General features: G+C 69.1%; 15 protein-coding genes and 1 tRNA gene. 13 read left to right on the forward strand and 3 right to left on the reverse strand.

Features of this window, described 5'->3' with window-relative positions; genetic code table 11:
- Positions 1-10 precede the first annotated feature (10 nt).
- Together ACFZDC_RS13580 and ACFZDC_RS13585 are read left to right on the forward strand one after the other, a co-directional pair.
- Positions 11-184 carry a helix-turn-helix domain-containing protein gene (locus ACFZDC_RS13580; RefSeq protein WP_391323470.1) on the forward strand — a complete coding sequence of 58 codons (174 nt, stop codon included), beginning with the start codon at positions 11-13 and terminating at the stop codon, positions 182-184.
- The gene (locus ACFZDC_RS13585) at positions 181-1,554 is read left to right on the forward strand and encodes a tyrosine-type recombinase/integrase (protein WP_391323293.1); all 1,374 of its coding nucleotides are present in this window, start codon (positions 181-183) and stop codon (positions 1,552-1,554) included. Before ACFZDC_RS13580 ends, ACFZDC_RS13585 begins: the two co-directional genes overlap by 4 nt.
- 73 nt (positions 1,555-1,627) lie before the next feature.
- On the opposite strand, the gene ACFZDC_RS13590 is transcribed toward ACFZDC_RS13585, so the two are convergent.
- Together ACFZDC_RS13590 and ACFZDC_RS13595 are read right to left on the reverse strand one after the other, a co-directional pair.
- Positions 1,628-2,236 carry a hypothetical protein gene (locus tag ACFZDC_RS13590; RefSeq protein ID WP_391323295.1) on the reverse strand — a complete coding sequence of 203 codons (609 nt, stop codon included), beginning with the start codon at positions 2,234-2,236 and terminating at the stop codon, positions 1,628-1,630.
- A gap of 313 nt (positions 2,237-2,549) precedes the next feature.
- Positions 2,550-2,621: transfer RNA gene (locus ACFZDC_RS13595), tRNA-Arg, on the reverse strand.
- 112 nt (positions 2,622-2,733) lie between these two features.
- On the opposite strand from ACFZDC_RS13595, the gene ACFZDC_RS13600 reads away from it, so the two are divergent.
- The 9 genes from ACFZDC_RS13600 to ACFZDC_RS13640 all read left to right on the forward strand — a co-directional run bounded on the left by ACFZDC_RS13600 (position 2,734) and on the right by ACFZDC_RS13640 (position 15,571).
- Positions 2,734-3,294, forward strand: coding sequence for a response regulator (locus tag ACFZDC_RS13600; protein WP_391323297.1), 561 nt, complete (start codon positions 2,734-2,736; stop codon positions 3,292-3,294).
- Positions 3,295-3,710: 416 nt separating this feature from the next.
- The gene (gene nrtL / locus ACFZDC_RS13605; protein WP_391323299.1) at positions 3,711-4,682 is read left to right on the forward strand and encodes an ArgS-related anticodon-binding protein NrtL; all 972 of its coding nucleotides are present in this window, start codon (positions 3,711-3,713) and stop codon (positions 4,680-4,682) included.
- A gap of 52 nt (positions 4,683-4,734) precedes the next feature.
- Positions 4,735-6,126, forward strand: a complete 1,392-nt coding sequence (lysA, locus tag ACFZDC_RS13610; RefSeq protein ID WP_391323301.1) for a diaminopimelate decarboxylase — start codon at positions 4,735-4,737, stop codon at positions 6,124-6,126.
- 167 nt (positions 6,127-6,293) lie between these two features.
- Positions 6,294-7,586 carry a homoserine dehydrogenase gene (locus tag ACFZDC_RS13615; protein WP_391323303.1) on the forward strand — a complete coding sequence of 431 codons (1,293 nt, stop codon included), beginning with the start codon at positions 6,294-6,296 and terminating at the stop codon, positions 7,584-7,586.
- 6 nt (positions 7,587-7,592) lie between these two features.
- Positions 7,593-8,651, forward strand: a complete 1,059-nt coding sequence (thrC, locus tag ACFZDC_RS13620) for a threonine synthase (protein WP_391323305.1) — start codon at positions 7,593-7,595, stop codon at positions 8,649-8,651.
- Between the two features lie 268 nt (positions 8,652-8,919).
- The gene (gene thrB / locus ACFZDC_RS13625) at positions 8,920-9,837 is read left to right on the forward strand and encodes a homoserine kinase (RefSeq protein ID WP_391323306.1); all 918 of its coding nucleotides are present in this window, start codon (positions 8,920-8,922) and stop codon (positions 9,835-9,837) included.
- A 403-nt stretch (positions 9,838-10,240) separates the two neighbouring features.
- Positions 10,241-12,268, forward strand: a complete 2,028-nt coding sequence (gene rho / locus ACFZDC_RS13630) for a transcription termination factor Rho (protein WP_391323308.1) — start codon at positions 10,241-10,243, stop codon at positions 12,266-12,268.
- 235 nt (positions 12,269-12,503) lie between these two features.
- Positions 12,504-14,237, forward strand: a complete 1,734-nt coding sequence (locus tag ACFZDC_RS13635) for a trypsin-like serine protease (RefSeq protein WP_391323472.1) — start codon at positions 12,504-12,506, stop codon at positions 14,235-14,237.
- A 197-nt stretch (positions 14,238-14,434) separates the two neighbouring features.
- Complete coding sequence (locus ACFZDC_RS13640; RefSeq protein WP_391323310.1) at positions 14,435-15,571, forward strand: LCP family protein; 1,137 nt, start codon at positions 14,435-14,437, stop codon at positions 15,569-15,571.
- Positions 15,572-15,580: 9 nt separating this feature from the next.
- Here the strand turns inward: ACFZDC_RS13640 and ACFZDC_RS13645 are convergent, their stop codons facing one another.
- Positions 15,581-16,051: a hypothetical protein gene (locus tag ACFZDC_RS13645; RefSeq protein WP_391323311.1), complete on the reverse strand. Its 471-nt coding sequence runs from the start codon at positions 16,049-16,051 to the stop codon at positions 15,581-15,583.
- A gap of 156 nt (positions 16,052-16,207) precedes the next feature.
- On the opposite strand from ACFZDC_RS13645, the gene rpmE reads away from it, so the two are divergent.
- Entirely contained in the window at positions 16,208-16,429 is a 222-nt protein-coding gene (gene rpmE / locus ACFZDC_RS13650; RefSeq protein WP_030740744.1) for a 50S ribosomal protein L31, read from the forward strand.
- Between the two features lie 105 nt (positions 16,430-16,534).
- The gene (gene prfA / locus ACFZDC_RS13655) at positions 16,535-17,602 is read left to right on the forward strand and encodes a peptide chain release factor 1 (protein ID WP_391323474.1); all 1,068 of its coding nucleotides are present in this window, start codon (positions 16,535-16,537) and stop codon (positions 17,600-17,602) included.
- The last annotated feature ends 12 nt before the right edge of the window (positions 17,603-17,614 follow it).

The raw sequence follows: 17,614 nt of genomic DNA on the forward strand, positions 1-17,614 counted from the left end.
GGACGAGCTCATGACCGTTCGGGAGGTCTGCGCCGAATTGAAGGGCATCTCACGGCGGACCTTCTATCGATGGCGCGAGCTGGGTGAGGCTCCCCAGGCCTTCAAGTTGCCCAACGGGGAGTTGCGCGTCTGGCGCAGTGACTTTACTGCCTGGCTGAACGCTCGTGAGCGTGCCGCGGCATGAAGTCTCTTGATGTGAGGGTGTGGGGAGTTCGGAAGCGGAACACCCAGAAGTCGTCTTATGACGTCAGGTGGACCGTTTCGGGGAGCGTCTTCTCTGAACAGTTTCGTACCAAGGGTCTTGCGGACCACTACCGGGCCAAGCTCCTTCGAGCCACACGTGATGGCGAAGAGTTCGACACGGTCACGGGGCTGCCTGACTCGATGGTGGAGAAGGCGCCTTCGGCTACCTGGTACTCATTCGCTCTCAAGTATCTGGCCATGAAGTGGCCGCATGCCGCGCCGAACACTCGCGCCGGGATCAATGAGTCTCTGGCAGCTGTAACTATGGCCCTTCTCGATGATCGTCCGGGGCGGCCGTCCGATGAACTGCTCAGGAAAGCATTGCGGAACTGGGCCTTTGTCCTGCCTGGCCCTGCTGATCGTGAGTTGCCGACTGAGATCGCGAACACCCTGCATTGGGTGACCAAGGCTTCTCGTCCTCTGTCCGACCTCGGTGATGCTGCGATTGGCAGGGCGGTCCTGGACTCGCTCAAACTGAAGTTGGACGGGACGGCGGCGGCCGCGGAAACTGTTCGGCGAAAGCGTCGCACGCTTGTCAACGCGCTGCATTACGCGGTGGACCTTGGCGAGTTCAAAGAGAACCCGATCACTGCGATTCGATGGAAGAAACCTAAGGTGGCCGGGGAGGTAGACCCGCGGGTGGTCGCCAATCCGGAGCAGGCTCGGTCCCTGTTGACGGCGGTCTCGTATGTCGGTGGGTTTGGCCGGGCGCGTGGTCGTCGACTCGTCGGCCTGTTCGCCTGCATGTACTACGGCGCCTTACGCCCTGCTGAGGCAGTCGGCCTCACCAAAGCAGACCTGAAGCTGCCGGAGACCGGCTGGGGGACGGCTCTGCTGAACCGGACACGTCCCAGCGTCGGCAAGCAGTGGACGGACTCTGGCGAGACCCACGACGATCGCGGCCTGAAGAACCGGCCGGCCGAAGAGGTCCGGCTCGTGCCGATCCCGCCCCAGCTCGTCGCCATCCTTCGGCAGCACCTCGACACGTTCGGCAGCGCGGAGGACGGGCGACTCTTCACGAATGAACGTGGGGGAGTGGTGGGCTCCTCGACTTACTACCGCGTGTGGCAGGAGGCTCGGGGGCTGGCGCTCCCGCCGGCCGCGGTCGCCTCGCCGCTCGCTGCCCGACCGTACGACCTTCGGCACTCGGCCCTGTCGACTTGGCTGAACTCCGGGGTGGATCCGACCGAGGTAGCCGAACGCGCGGGCAACAGTGTCGAGGTCCTGCTGAGCCGGTACGCCAAGTGCATCGACGGGCGGCAGGAAATCGCCAACCGCAAGATTGAGGACCTGTTGAGCGAGTACGAGTGATCGCCAATGCGTCAGACGGAAGCTCCCGGGTAACCCGGGAGCTTCCGTCTTGGCCCGGGTAGGCCGACGCACCTTAGTAGTCGGCCAACTGGTTCTGTGCCAGCCCAATCTCCGGGTTGTACCAGTCCGGAAGCTCCTGGGATGCGGTCACCTCAACACGCATAAGCGCTCGCACATGTCCCAGCTGCGGGATAATCGAGTCCAATAGGTCAATGACCTGCTTGAGCCTCGCCTGCCGAGTGGATGAGTCCGACTCGCCTGTTGCCTCCATCAAGCGCCTGTAGGCGATCGTCAGCTGGGCGTTCACCCGGCTCTCGAGGTCGAGCACTGCATCGCTTGCGATCAACTGAGCTTCAGCGCGGGTATCCCGTTGAGTACGCCGCGCGCTAGTTACTTCTGCTGCATCCGTCTCGGCGGATCCAGATTTGAGCGCGTAAGCGTACGTCAGCATCGCGTCTCTGTAGTGCCGATCGTGTGCATTCATCTGCACGTAGCAGTTCCGAAGCTGATCGATCCTGCGCTGATCATCAGCAGTCCGTTGCTCTGCGAGACGAATTCGCTCTTCCCGCTCCAATCGCTGTAACTCGGCCCGCTGAGTCAGAATCTGAGTGATCACTGCCGAGGCGAGCGTGCCGCCTACACCAACGATTGCAATGATCACAGAGATGGTCGCGCCGGACATCCCCACCCCCTGACACTCGCATGAGTTCCCTTGATGGGTAGACGGTAGCCAAAGCGCCCGCGTGGCCTGGAGTAAACGCCGGTGATCGGCTGCAGGCACGGTGCCGGTCTGTTACTCGACATGGCTGTCGACCTGTCCGTGGATCTCACGGTTTGCGTGGGCTGACCAGCGGCGATGCCTCAACATCCTGTCCACGAATAGTCCACAGACCCCGACATACGCCCGCTCCGGGCGGCACACGCCTGCACATACGCGAAGACCCCGGCCTCAGCGTTTCCGCTGGTGACGGGGTCTTTGGGCACCTCATGCTGGGTGCCCCCGGCAGGATTCGAACCTGCGCACACGGCTCCGGAGGCCGTTGCTCTATCCCCTGAGCTACGGGGGCGTGTCGGGCGCTGAGCTTCTCGCTCGCGGCGACGTGTAGAACCCTAGCAGGTCTTCCGGGGTGATCAGGAACGGGTTTCCCGGGGCGGGGCGAGGGCCTTCCCCCGCAGGGGTTGGAAGTGGGGAAAACCCGGACGCGGTGGCCGGTCCGGACCTACTCTCGAGTTGTGCCAGGCGCGTCCGGCCGGGTGCTTGTTGTGGACGACAACAAGGTCATCCGGCAGCTGATCAGGGTCAACCTCGAGCTGGAGGGGCTTGAGGTCGTGACCGCGGCCGATGGTGCCGAGTGTCTGGATGTGGTGCATGAGGTGCAGCCCGATGTGGTGACCCTCGATGTCGTCATGCCTCGACTCGACGGGCTCAGGACCGCCGCTCGGCTTCGGGCCGATCCGCGTACGCATGATCTTCCCCTCGCCATCATCAGCGCGTGTACGCAGTATGAGGTCGAGACCGGTCTCGGCGTCGGCGTCGACGCCTTCCTCGCCAAACCCTTCGAACCCGCGGAACTCGTTCGGCTCGTCAAGCACCTCATCGAGCGCAGGCCCGGGGGCAGGGAGGTAGGGGGAGGCGGAGAGGCTGACGGTGACGGTGGTCGTGATGGTGATGACCGGGACGGTGAGGATGACGGCGGGGTGACCGGAGAGGTCCCCGGCGGCGTCTCCTTCGGCGGATAGCCGGCTGCCGTCCGCCGGACAGCTGGTCGCCGCTCACCCCGTGGTCGCCCGATGACTGGCTGCCGCTCATCGGGTGGTCGCCCGATGGCTGGTCGCCGCTCATCGGGTGGTGATTCCCATGCTGGGTTCGCCGTTCCGGCTTTCGCCGTACGTCCCCCGCTGCTCGCCATTCCTCGTTCGGTGCGCGCCGCCTCCCCTCTCGCCGCCCGCCATGCGTCGTTCGGCGCTCCCCATCCAGATTCAGAATTCGTCCGCTTCTTCCCTCCACACGCCACACGCCACGCCTCCCCACCTCACAGTCCACTCCCACACCCCCACCCGCACCCTCAGCTGTCATGCCCCCCTAGAACCCCCGCCCATCTCACCCCGTAAAACCACCTCGCATACCCACCCCCCACCTCCCCTACGCTTGTCCCGTGACCCCCGTCGAGCTCTCCCGCACCGTGCTGCGCGCGGTGTGTCGTGCTGTGGAGCAGGGGGAGCTGAGGGTGACCGTGCCGGAGCGGGTGGTGGTGACCGAGCCGGGGCCCGGGGGGTGCGGGGACTACGCCACGAATGTCGCCCTGCGGCTCGCCCGGCCGGCGGGGCAGCCTGCGCGGCGGGTCGCCGAGGTCCTGCGGGCGTATCTCGTCGAGGCGGAGGGAGTGCGGGACGTCGTCGTCACCGGGCCCGGGTTCCTCAACATCAGCCTCGGCGGCCAGGCCGACCCTGCCGTCGCGCTCGTACGCGAGATCCGGGAGCGCGGTGCCGCGTACGGGCACAGTGACGCTCTCGCCGGGCAGGTCGTCGTGCTGCGCGTGCCGTACGAGGCGCGGGCCGAGGCCATCGCCGACGCGGTCGTACGGATCGTCGCGACCCAGGGCGGCAGGGCCGAGGTCGAGCACGGTGAGCCCGTGAATCTGCGGCCCGTCCCGGCGCCGGAGGATCCCGCTCCGCTCGGGGCCGACGCCGCCCAGTGGGCGCTGCTCCGTCCCGCGCCGCACGACCGGCCCCGGATCACCGCGGATCATCTGGTGCAGCGGGAGAGCAACCCGTTGTTCCGGGTGCGCTACGCGCACGCCCGTGTCCGGTCCGTCGCGCGCAACGCCGGCCGTCTCGGGTTCGCCGCCGAGCCCGGGCCGGTGGAGGCCCGCGACCTCCTGATTCCGCTCGCCGATCACCCCCGTATCCTCACCGCGGCCGCCACCCACCGCGCCCCGGACCGGCTGGCCCGGCATCTGGTCACCGTCGCCGATGCCGTCCTGCCCTTCGTGCCCACCGTGCTTCCGCGCGGCGAGGAGAAACCCTCGGCCGCCCACCGTGCCCGGCTCGCCCTCGCCGAAGCCGCCGGGACGGTGCTGGCCGGCGGCCTGTCCCTGCTCGGCATCGACGCACCCGAACACCTCTGAGGGCCCGAGAGCAGATGAGCCCCGCAGAGACAGAGAGTCTGAGAGTCACGTCATGAGCCGTTCCGCCCATCCCGCCGGGCCCCGCCACGCCGACGTCCTGCCCGAGGGGCACTACTCCGCCCCGCCCGCCGACCTCAACACCCTCGACCCCAAGGTGTGGGCCGAGACCGTCGCCCGGAACGAGGACGGTGTCCTGACCGTCGGCGGCATTCCCGCGACCCGGCTCGCCGAGGAGTTCGGCACCCCCGCCTACATCCTCGACGAGGCCGACTTCCGGGCCCGGGCCCGCGCCTGGCGCACCGCCTTCGGTGCCGATGCCGACGTGTTCTACGCCGGGAAGGCGTTCCTGTCGCGTGCGGTCGTGCGCTGGCTGAAGGAAGAGGGGCTCAACCTGGATGTGTGCTCCGGCGGGGAGTTGGCCACCGCCCTGTCCGCAGGTATGCCGGGCGAGCGCATCGCCTTCCACGGCAACAACAAGTCCGTCGAGGAGATCACCCGGGCCGTGGAGTCCGGCGTCGGGCGGATCGTGCTCGACTCCTTCCCGGAGATCGTGCGGGTCGCGCACATCGCGCAGTCCCTCGGCAGGCGGCAGAAGGTGCAGATCCGGATCACCGTGGGCGTCGAGGCTCATACGCATGAGTTCATCGCCACCGCCCACGAGGACCAGAAGTTCGGGATTCCGCTCGCCGGGGGGCAGGCCGCCGAGGCCGTACGGCGGGCCCTGCAGCTCGACGGGCTCGAGCTGATCGGGATCCACTCGCACATCGGGTCGCAGATCTTCGACATGTCCGGCTTCGAGGTCGCCGCCCACCGCGTGGTCGGGCTGCTGAAGGACATCCGCGACGAGCACGGCGTCGAGCTGCCCGAGATCGACCTCGGTGGCGGGCTCGGGATCGCGTACACGAGTGACGACGATCCCCGTGAGCCCCATGAGATCGCCAAGGCCCTGACCGAGATCGTCAGCCGCGAGTGCGATGCCGCCAGGCTGCGCACGCCCCGGATCTCCGTCGAGCCCGGGCGCGCCATCGTCGGGCCGACCGCCTTCACCTTGTACGAGGTCGGCACCGTCAAGCCGCTCGAGGGGCTGCGGACGTACGTCTCCGTCGACGGCGGCATGTCCGACAACATCCGCACGGCGCTGTACGACGCCGAGTACAGCGTCGCCCTCGTCTCGCGCACCAGTGACGCCGAGCCCATGCTCGCCCGGGTCGTCGGCAAGCACTGCGAGAGCGGGGACATCGTGGTCAAGGACGCGTTCCTGCCGGCCGACCTGGCACCGGGCGACCTCGTCGCCGTACCCGCCACCGGCGCCTACTGCCGGTCCATGGCCAGCAACTACAACCATGTGCTCCGGCCGCCGGTGGTGGCCGTGAAGGACGGCGAGGCCCGGGTCATCGTGCGGCGCGAGACGGAGGAGGACCTGCTGCGTCTCGACGTCGGATGAGAAACAGCGGGACCAGCAGGAACGTGCGGGAAGGCGGGCCGGAAGATCTTCGGTCTCTGCGTCCCGGCAAAATGAAATAGATGTCTCACGATCCGGACGAAGGGTAGAAACTCCCGTCCGGTGAGTGAGACTGGTCCAACCTAGACGGTAAGAGGAAACGAGGTCGGATGATGCGTACGCGTCCGCTGAAGGTGGCGCTGCTGGGCTGTGGAGTGGTCGGCTCAGAGGTGGCGCGCATCATGACGACGCACGCCGACGACCTCGCCGCCAGGATCGGGGCCCCCGTGGAGCTCGCGGGCGTGGCCGTGCGGCGGCCCTCGAAGGTGCGTGAGGGCATCGCCCCCTCCCTCGTCACCACCGACGCCACCGCCCTCGTCAAACGCGGCGACCTCGACGTCGTCGTCGAGGTCATCGGCGGGATCGAGCCCGCCCGTACGCTCATCACCACCGCCTTCGAGCACGGCGCGTCCGTGGTCTCCGCCAACAAGGCCCTGCTCGCCCAGGACGGGGCCGACCTGCACGCCGCGGCCGAGGAGCACGGCAGGGACCTCTACTACGAGGCCGCCGTCGCCGGTGCCATCCCGCTGATCCGGCCGCTGCGCGAGTCCCTCGCCGGTGACAAGGTCAACCGGGTCCTGGGGATCGTGAACGGCACCACCAACTTCATCCTCGACAAGATGGACTCCAGCGGCGCCGGCTACCAGGAGGCCCTCGACGAGGCCACCGCGCTCGGGTACGCCGAGGCCGACCCCACCGCCGACGTCGAGGGGTTCGACGCCGCCGCCAAGGCCGCCATCCTCGCCGGCATCGCCTTCCACACGCGCGTGCGCCTGGACGACGTCTACCGCGAGGGCATGACCGAGGTCACCGCCGCCGACTTCCGGTCGGCGAAGGAGATGGGCTGCACCATCAAGCTGCTCGCCATCTGTGAGCGTTCGAAGGACGGCGCGTCCGTCACCGCGCGGGTGCATCCCGCCATGATTCCGCTGAGCCACCCGCTCGCCTCCGTGCGCGGCGCCTACAACGCCGTCTTCGTGGAGTCCGACGCGGCCGGGCAGCTCATGTTCTACGGCCCCGGCGCCGGCGGTTCCCCGACCGCCTCCGCCGTGCTCGGCGACCTGGTCGCCGTCTGCCGCAATCGACTCAACGGCGCAACGGGGCCCGGTGAGTCGGCGTATGCCGCCCTGACCGTCTCGCCGATGGGCGACGTCGTCACGCGCTACCACATCAGCCTCGACGTCGCGGACAAACCGGGTGTTCTCGCCCAGGTCGCGACCGTGTTCGCCGAGCACGGCGTGTCGATCGATACGGTTCGCCAGCAGGGCAAGGACGGCGAGGCCTCCCTCGTCGTCGTCACCCACCGGGCCTTGGACGCCTCCCTGACCGGGACCGTCGAGGCGTTGCGCAAGCTCGACACCGTGCGGGGTGTCGCCAGCATCATGCGGGTTGAAGGAGAGTAACCAGCAATGACCCACCAGTGGCGCGGAATCATCGAGGAGTACCGGGACAGGCTGCCGGTATCCGACACCACGCCGGTCGTGACGCTCCGCGAGGGCGGCACGCCCCTCGTGCCCGCGCAGGTGCTCTCCGAGCGCACGGGCTGTGAGGTCTACCTCAAGGTGGAAGGAGCCAACCCCACCGGGTCCTTCAAGGACCGCGGCATGACCATGGCCATCTCCAGGGCCAAGGAGGAGGGGGCGAAGGCCGTGATCTGCGCCTCCACCGGCAACACCTCCGCGTCCGCCGCCGCCTACGCCGTCCGTGCGGGCATGGTCTCCGCCGTGCTCGTGCCGCAGGGCAAGATCGCGCTCGGCAAGATGGGCCAGGCCCTGGTGCACGGCGCGAAGATCCTCCAGGTCGACGGCAACTTCGACGACTGCCTCACGCTCGCCCGCGCTCTGAGCGAGAACTACCCGGTGGCGCTGGTCAATTCGGTCAACCCGGTGCGTATCGAGGGCCAGAAGACGGCCGCCTTCGAGATCGTGGACATGCTCGGGGACGCCCCCGACCTCCACGTCCTCCCGGTCGGCAACGCGGGCAACATCACGGCCTACTGGAAGGGCTACAAGGAGTACGCCGCCGACGGCATCGCCTCCACGACCCCGCGGATGTGGGGTTTCCAGGCCTCCGGCAGTGCCCCGATCGTGCGCGGCGAGGTCGTCAAGGACCCCTCGACCATCGCCACCGCGATCCGTATCGGCAACCCCGCCTCCTGGCAGTACGCGCTGGCCGCGCGGGACGAGTCCGGCGGTGCCATCGATGAGGTGACGGACCGTGAAATCCTGCGCGCCTACCGCCTGTTGGCCGCGCAGGAGGGCGTCTTCGTGGAGCCCGCCTCCGCCGCCTCCGTGGCCGGTCTGCTCAAGGCCGCCGAGCAGGGCAAGGTCGACCCGGGCCAGCGCATCGTGTGCACCGTCACCGGCAACGGTCTGAAGGACCCCGACTGGGCCGTCGCCGGCGCCCCGCAGCCGGTCACCGTGCCGGTCGACGCGGCCACCGCGGCCGAGCGCCTCGGCCTGGCCTGAGCAGGGGAATCCCGGCAGGGTGCACAGGGGCCTTACGACACGCATCGTGCGCCTCCTGTGCGCCCTATGTCGCCACAGAACCTTCCTTCGATAGGCTGTACTGAACCCGCCTACCGCATATGCCCCCGCGTGTGGGCACGGGGCCGCGCTGTCTCCGCGACCCGACGGGTCTTCGTACACCATCGAATGTCCATCGAATCGACCGAACGACATTCGCCTCCATCGGATGTCCTCGACAGTCACGCAGCTCAAGGAGAGTCTTCGAGCGATGGCCGGTCCAGCCTTCCGCGCCGCCGCCGTCCGGGTGCGCACTCCCGCCACCAGCGCCAACCTCGGTCCGGGCTTCGACGCCCTGGGCCTCGCGCTGGGGCTCTACGACGACGTCGTCGTCCGGGTGGCCGACTCCGGGCTGCACATCGACATCGCGGGCGAGGGCAGTGAGACCCTCCCGCGTGACGAGAATCACCTCCTCGTCCGTTCCCTGCGCACCGCCTTCGATCTGCTGGGCGGACAGCCCCGCGGCCTGGAGATCGTCTGTGCCAACCGCATTCCGCACGGCCGTGGCCTGGGCTCCTCCTCCGCCGCCATCTGCGCCGGCATCGTCGCCGCCCGCGCGGTGACCATAGGCGGCGAGGCCCGGCTCGACGACGCCGCGCTGCTGGAGCTGGCCACGGAGATCGAGGGTCACCCGGACAACGTGGCGGCCTGTCTGCTCGGTGGCTTCACCCTGTCCTGGATGGAGGCCGGCGCCGCCCGGGCGATCAGGATGGACCCGCACGATTCCATCGTTCCGGTGGTTTTCGTACCCGGAAAGCCGGTCCTGACCGAGACCGCGCGCGGCCTGCTCCCGCGCACCGTGCCGCACGTCGACGCCGCCGCCAACGCGGGGCGTGCCGCACTGCTCGTCGAGGCCCTCACCCGGCGCCCCGAGCTGTTGCTGCCCGCCACCGAGGACCGCCTCCACCAGGAGTACCGCGCCCCGGCCATGCCGGAGAGCGCCGCGCTGGTGGAGCGGCTGCGGGCGGACGGGATCCCTGCCGTGATCTCCGGCGCCGGGCCCACCGTCATGGCGCTGGCCGACGCCGACAGCGCCGACAAGGTGGCCCACCTCGCGGGTGCGGGCTGGGCCGCGAACCGGCTGGACCTCGATGTCGAGGGAGCGAGCGTGCTGCCGCTTGCGACCTGACACACGGTTGCCGGATTTGGAGAGGGGGAATGTTTGTTGGATCCGGTAGTGTTAATCTCAAGTCTGCACCCGACCCCACCATGGCGAGGTGCTTCGTGTCCCCGTCCGGGACAGACATTCTTCCGGGAGCCTCCCACACCACTCCGTGTTCCGTGCGCCGTACCTGGGCAGTACGACGCATGCGGACACTGAGCGGGACACCGGGCACGCTCCGGAATCGGTGCTACCACGCCACGTGACACTGGGTGTCACGGCTCGCGGAAGCGCCATCACCAGCAAATCTCTTCCGCCGCTTTGGCGGACCACCGCCCCGGCACGGTTCACAGAGACAGGACCGTAGCCGGACAGCACAACCGGTCGCCGAGCCAGACAGGCCGACGTCCGCTCCAGGGAAGGACCCTTCGTGAGCGACACCACCGATCTGATGGGCGCACGTGTCGAGGAGACCGCTGCCGCGCCCGCCACGGACGCCTCCGCGCCTGCCACCGGTGCCGGCTCCCGGCGGCGCCGCGGTACCGGCCTCGAGGGCATGGTGCTGGCCGAGCTGCAGCAGGTCGCCTCGGGCCTCGGCATCAGGGGCACCGCGCGCATGCGCAAGAGCCAGCTGATCGAGGTCATCAAGGAGGCCCAGGCCGCAGGGGGCGCCGCCCCCAAGGCCGAGGACGCCACCGAGACCAAGCCCAAGCGCCGGGCCACCTCGAAGGCCCGTACGGGCGAGGACGCCGCCGGGAAGAAGGCGGAGAAGGCCGCGGAGGCCCCCGCCGAGAAGGCCGTGGCCCAGCAGCAGATCGAGATCCCCGGCCAGCCTTCCCCCAAGCTCTCGGCTCCGCTCGAGCAGGGTGCCCCCACGGACGACGCCCCGACCGAGCGCCGTCGCCGCCGCGCGACCGCCGACGCGGGCAGCCCGGCCGGGAGCAGCGCCGAGACCGTCGCCGCCGAGGCGAAGAGCGAGCCCAGGACCGAGACGCCCGCCCAGCAGCAGGGCGAGCCCAAGGGGGACGCCGGTGACGGCGAGGGCCGTGGCCGCCGCGACCGCCGCGAGCGCGGGCGCGACCGCCGCAACAAGGGCGACGAGCAGCAGGGTCAGGGCGGTGGCCGGCCGGACCGCCAGGACCGCCAGGACCGTCAGCAGCAGGGCCAGCCGCAGGGCGGCGGCCGTCAGGACCGCAACACCGGTCCGCAGGACGACGACGACTTCGACGGCGGCCGCCGGGGCCGTCGCGGGCGCTACCGGGACCGCCGTGGCCGCCGTGGCCGCGACGAGATCGCCGAGCCGCAGCTGGCCGAGGACGACGTCCTGATCCCCGTCGCGGGCATCCTGGACATCCTGGACAACTACGCCTTCATTCGGACCTCTGGCTACCTGCCGGGCCCGAACGACGTGTACGTCTCCCTCGCCCAGGTCCGCAAGAACGGCCTGCGCAAGGGTGACCACATCACCGGTGCGGTCCGTCAGCCGAAGGAGGGGGAGCGGCGTGAGAAGTTCAACGCCCTGGTCCGCCTCGACTCCGTCAACGGCATGGCGCCCGAACACGGCCGCGGCCGCCCGGAGTTCAACAAGCTGACCCCGCTCTACCCGCAGGACCGGCTCCGCCTGGAGACCGACCCGGGCGTGCTGACCACCCGCATCATCGACCTGGTGTCGCCGATCGGCAAGGGACAGCGCGGTCTGATCGTGGCCCCGCCGAAGACCGGCAAGACCATGATCATGCAGGCGATCGCCAACGCGATCACCCACAACAACCCCGAGTGCCACCTGATGGTCGTCCTGGTCGACGAGCGTCCGGAAGAGGTCACCGACATGCAGCGGTCGGTGAAGGGCGAGGTCATCTCCTCGACCTTCGACCGCCCGGCCGAGGACCACACCACGGTCGCCGAGCTGGCCATCGAGCGTGCCAAGCGTCTGGTGGAGCTGGGTCACGACGTGGTCGTGCTGCTCGACTCCATCACGCGTCTGGGCCGTGCCTACAACCTGGCCGCGCCCGCCTCCGGCCGCATCCTGTCCGGTGGTGTCGACTCGACCGCGCTGTACCCGCCGAAGCGGTTCTTCGGTGCGGCGCGGAACATCGAGGACGGCGGTTCGCTGACCATCCTGGCCACGGCTCTCGTCGACACCGGCTCCCGCATGGACGAGGTGATCTTCGAGGAGTTCAAGGGCACGGGCAACGCCGAGCTCAAGCTCGACCGGAAGCTCGCCGACAAGCGGATCTTCCCGGCGGTGGACGTGGACGCGTCCGGTACCCGTAAGGAAGAGATCCTGCTCGCCCCCGACGAGCTCGCCATCGTCTGGAAGCTGCGCCGGGTGCTGCACGCCCTCGACCAGCAGCAGGCGGTCGAGCTGCTTCTCGACAAGATGAAGCAGACGAAGTCGAACGCCGAGTTCCTGATGCAGATTCAGAAGACGACGCCGACGCCCGGCAACGGCGACTAGTCGGTACTAGTCGGTAGGGACTGGGTAAGAAGCCAGGGCCGCCCCCCGTCACCAAGTGACGGAGGGCGGCCCTTTGGCGCTGAGAGGTACGGGAGGCAACACGCGTCCCCTTCTGCTCACTCTTTCGGGGGGAACTCCCTTGCCCACGCCCCAGCCCGGGCGGCACAGACGCCGGATACGTCTTGCCCTGCCCCTCGCCGCAGCCGGTGTCGCCGCCGCGGTGACCGCCGCGCTCATGACGTCGTCCGCCGGTGCGGCCACCGTGCTGCCGAAGCCGACCACCGCGCCCGCCGTCAACCAGCCCTCACAAGGCACCCTGGACAAGCGCATCGCGGGCGCCGCCGCCACCGACGCGACCGGCTCGTCGGCCACCACCGGCAACAGCCCCTCCGCCGTGTCGCCGAAGATCATCGGCGGCAAGGAGACCACCATCTCCACGGCTCCCTGGATGGCCCAGCTCTGGTACTACGACGACAAGGGCACCAGCGACACCAGCGACGACATCGGCTTCTTCTGCGGCGGCTCGGTCGTCTCGCCGACGAAGATCCTCACCGCCGCGCACTGCGTCTGGGACGAGGAGCACGCCAAGGCGTACGACTGGAAGGCCAACGGTGCCGTCGTCACCGGCACCGACCAGCTGCCCACCACCGACACCTCGAACAACACCGACCTGCACGGCGGCCAGGCCACGGGCGTCCTGCGCCAGTGGAAGAACCCGTCGTACAACCCGGACGCCATCGACAACGACATCGCCGTGCTCACCCTGGCCGTCCCGGTCAAGGCCACGCCGATCCGGATGGTCACCTCCGGCGACACCGCGTCCTACACCGGCAGTGCCGGCGCCGGCGCCACGGTGTACGGCTGGGGCCGTACCAGCTCCACCAGCCACGACATCTCCCAGACGCTGAAGACGGCCACGCTGCCCATCCAGTCGGACACCACCTGCGCCGGCTACTACCGGAGTGACTTCGTCAAGGGTCACATGGTGTGCGCGGGCGACCCCGCCAGCGGCAGCGACTCCGGTACCACCTCGGCCTGCAACGGCGACTCGGGCGGCCCGCTCGTGGTCAACGGCCGTATCGCCGGTGTCGTCTCCTGGGGTGTGGAGAACTGCGTCGAGAAGGGCGCCTACAGCGTCTTCAGCAAGGTCTCCACGTACGTCGGCGCGGTCTACCCGCAGATCGACGACAGCAACCTGAGCTACGACGACGGCAAGGCCGACCTCTTCGTGCGGGCCTCCTCCACGAAGACCGGCTACGAGAAGGACTCCAAGGGCACCTCCTTCGGCTCCCGGATCTCCTGGGGCGACTGGAGCGGCGTCAACCTGGTCCTGCAGACCGACCTGAACCGGGACGGCTACCAGGACATGATCTACCGGGTCAGCTCCACCGGTGACGTGTACTGGGACCACATCGTGCTCAACAGCACCCGTACCCAGGGCACCTGGACCACCACGAAGATCTTCACCGGCTGGAAGACCCGCACCCGGATCGTCGCCCCGGGCGACATCACCGGCGACTACCTGCCCGACATCCTGTCCGTCGACTCCGGCGGCACGCTGTGGATCTACCCGGGCAAGGGCAACGGCACCTTCGGCTCGCGCGTCTCGGTCGGCACCGGGTGGAACCAGTACAACTCGGTGCGCGGCCACGGCGACTTCACCGGTGACGGCAAGGCCGACCTGCTCGCCCGCAAGTCCGGCAGCGACGACCTGTACCTCTACAAGGGCACCGGCAAGTCCGGTTCCGGCGCCTTCTCCACCCGGATCAAGGTGCGCAGCGCCTGGACCGGCTACAACGCCTTCGACGCGGTCGGCGACGTCAGCGGCGACGGCAAGGCCGACTTCCTGGCCCGCACCTCCGGCGGCACCCTTTACCTGTACAAGGGCACCGGAAAGGCTACAAGCGAGATCTTTGCCACAAGGGTCTCGGCCGGTACCGGTTTCCAGGCGTACGACCTCTGGGGCTGAAGCCGCAGGTGAGCATGGCTCACCCTGGACGAGACGGTCACGCACAGTGCCCACCGCCGCACGCGGTGGGCACTGTGCGTTGTGCGACGCTGTCCCGAGTTTCTCCGTCCGACCCGGCGGGGCGACGATGGAGCGGTGACGACCGCGCCTGACCCTGAAAGCAGGGGGTAACCGACCGGACGAGACCTAGGAGTGACGTGTCCGCCGAGAGCACGCCGGAGCCCGGCATACCGGAGCCGGCCCAGACCGGCCCCCGCCGCCGAGGCAAGGGCCACCGCCGCAAGGCCCCCAGCACGGGCCGCAAGGCCCTGCTCGCCACGGCCTGGGCGGCCGCGGGTGTGGTCGTGCTGGGCGGCACCGGCGCCGGGTACGTCTACTTCAAGCTCAACGGCAACATCAGGAGCGTCGACATCAACCAGGCCCTCGGCGCCGACCGGCCGCACAAGGTCGACAACGGCTCCGAGAACATCCTGGTCCTGGGCTCGGACTCGCGCTCCGGTTCCAACAAGAAGCTCGGCGGCGGCACCGACGACGGCAGCGCCCGCTCCGACACGGCGATGATCGTCCACGTGTACAAGGGCCACAAGAAGGCCGCCGTGGTCTCCATCCCGCGCGACACCCTCATCGACCGCCCCGCGTGCACGGACGCCGACGGCACCGCGCATCCGGCCGGGTCGGGGGTGATGTTCAACTCCGCCTACTCCACCGGCGGCGCCGCCTGTGCCGTCAAGACGGTCGAGTCCCTCACCGGCATCCGCATGGACCACTACCTGGAGGTCGACTTCGCCGGCTTCCAGAAGCTCATCGACGACCTCGGCGGGGTCCCGGTCACCACGACCAAGCACATCGACGATCCGCAGAGCCATCTGAACCTCAAGGCCGGCACCCATGACCTGACCGGGCAGCAGGCCCTCGGCCTGGTCCGCACCCGGCACGGGGTCGGCGACGGCTCCGACCTGGGCCGCATCCAGCTCCAGCAGGCGTTCGTCAAGGCGCTGATCAACCAGGTCGAGCACGTCGGCGTCCTCAGCAACCCCAAGAAGCTCTACGACCTCGCCGACACCGCCACCAAGGCCGTCACCACCGACTCCGACCTCGCCTCGGTGAACTCCCTGGCCGACTTCGCGAACGGCCTGAAGGGCATCAGCTCGTCCCACATGAAGATGGTCACGATGCCGGTCGAGTACGACCCGGCCGACCCCAACCGTGTCCTGCTGGAGAAGGCCAAGGCCCGGCTGGTGTGGACGGCCCTGAGGGACGACCGGCCGATCCCGGCGAGCGCCACCAGGGGCACGGCCACGGGTGAGGCCAAGGGCGTCGTCACGTCGTCGTAGCGGCCGGGGTCAGCCCAGCCACCGCGCAGTGTGCCGGTTGCGGCCGAGGCCGACCGCCGAGAACTCGTCCTGCCCGGCCCGGGCCACGGCGCCCAGCCGCCGCAGCGCCTGCGAGATCGGGCTGCCGGCGCGGGCGAAGGGCTCTGCCTCCGCCACCCGCAGGGGTCCGAGCACCAGGGAGCGGTCGGCCCAGACGGCGGCCTGCTGCTCGCCCGCCCCGCCGAAGTACTCCGCCTCCACGAAGGCGATCGGCCCGAGCGCCGACCACGTGGCGAGACGCCCGTCGAACCCTCCGGGCAGCGACCGGCAACCGAGGGGCCTGGCCGAGTCGCCGTTCGTGACGGAGTCGAACAGGTCGTCGGTCATCGGCAGCAGCGCCAGGCCCTGGCGGAGCGGCACCGACCGGGCGCCGGTGAGCTCGTCCGTCACCGTGCTCAGGACGCTCCCGGCCGCGATCACCCCGCAGAGTTCGTAACTCATCCCCGCTCCCCCACCCCGGACCTCGGGGAATAGTTACCACAGCCCCCCGGTTTTGGGGGATGGCGCCAGTCCTGGCAGACTGGTACGTCGGCTCCGGTTCACGTCTTCGCATCCCGCGGCGGCGACCCGGCGCCCTCCCGAAACCTAGGAGACACCTTGAAGCGCGACATCCACCCCGCGTACGTCGAGACGCAGGTCAGCTGCACCTGTGGCGCGTCGTTCACCACCCGTAGCACCATCGAGTCCGGCACCATCCGGGCCGAGGTCTGCTCCGAGTGCCACCCGTTCTACACGGGCAAGCAGAAGATCCTCGACACCGGTGGCCGTGTGGCCCGCTTCGAGGCCCGCTTCGGCAAGGCTGCCGGCTCCAAGAAGTAGCGAGCCCCATTTCGCCGGTCCACGGTCGCGCCCCAGCGGGGTGTGCCCGGGACCGGCGTTTTTGGTCGCCCGCCAGCCGTTCACCCGCAGTACAGGAGCCGCATGATGTTCGAGGCCGTCGAGGAGCTCATCGTCGAGCACGCCGACCTGGAGAAGAAGCTCGCCGATCCGTCGGTCCACGCCGACCAGGCGAACGCGCGCAAGCTGAACAAGCGCTACGCCGAGCTGACCCCGATCGTCGCCACGTACCGCTCCTGGAAGCAGACCGGTGACGACATCGAGACCGCGCGCGAGTTCGCCGCCGACGACCCCGACTTCGTCGCCGAGGTCAAGGAGTTCGAGAAGCAGCGCGAGGAGCTGACCGAGAAGCTGCGCTTCCTGCTCGTCCCGCGCGACCCGAGTGACGACAAGGACGTCATTCTGGAGATCAAGGCCGGCGCCGGCGGCGACGAGTCCGCGCTGTTCGCCGGTGACCTGCTGCGCATGTACCTGCGCTACGCCGAGCGCGTCGGCTGGAAGACCGAGATCATCGACGCCACCGAGTCCGAGCTGGGCGGCTACAAGGACGTCCAGGTGGCGGTCAAGGCCCGCGGCCAGCTCGAGCCGGGGCAGGGTGTGTGGGCCCGCCTGAAGTACGAGGGCGGCGTGCACCGCGTGCAGCGTGTGCCGGCCACCGAGTCCCAGGGCCGTATCCACACCTCAGCGGCCGGTGTTCTCGTCACCCCCGAGGCGGAGGAGGTCGAAGTCGAGATCAATCCCAACGATCTCCGCATCGACGTCTACCGGTCCTCCGGGCCGGGCGGCCAGTCCGTCAACACCACCGACTCCGCCGTGCGCATCACGCACCTGCCGACCGGAGTCGTCGCCTCCTGCCAGAACGAGAAGAGCCAGTTGCAGAACAAGGAGCAGGCGATGCGTATCCTGCGCTCCAGGCTGCTCGCGGCGGCGCAGGAGGAGGCCGAGCGGGAGGCCGCCGACGCCCGCCGCAGCCAGGTCCGCACCGTCGACCGCTCCGAGAAGATCCGCACCTACAACTTCCCGGAGAACCGCATCTCGGACCACCGCGTCGGCTTCAAGGCGTACAACTTGGACCAGGTCCTGGACGGCGACCTCGACGCGGTGATCCAGGCCTGTGTCGACGCCGACTCGGCGGCGAAGCTGGCGGCCGCGTAAAAGGCACGTACG

Origin of the sequence: Streptomyces sp. NPDC007905 (assembly GCF_042959345.1) — a bacterium.
In the GTDB taxonomy this organism is placed as follows: domain Bacteria; phylum Actinomycetota; class Actinomycetes; order Streptomycetales; family Streptomycetaceae; genus Streptomyces.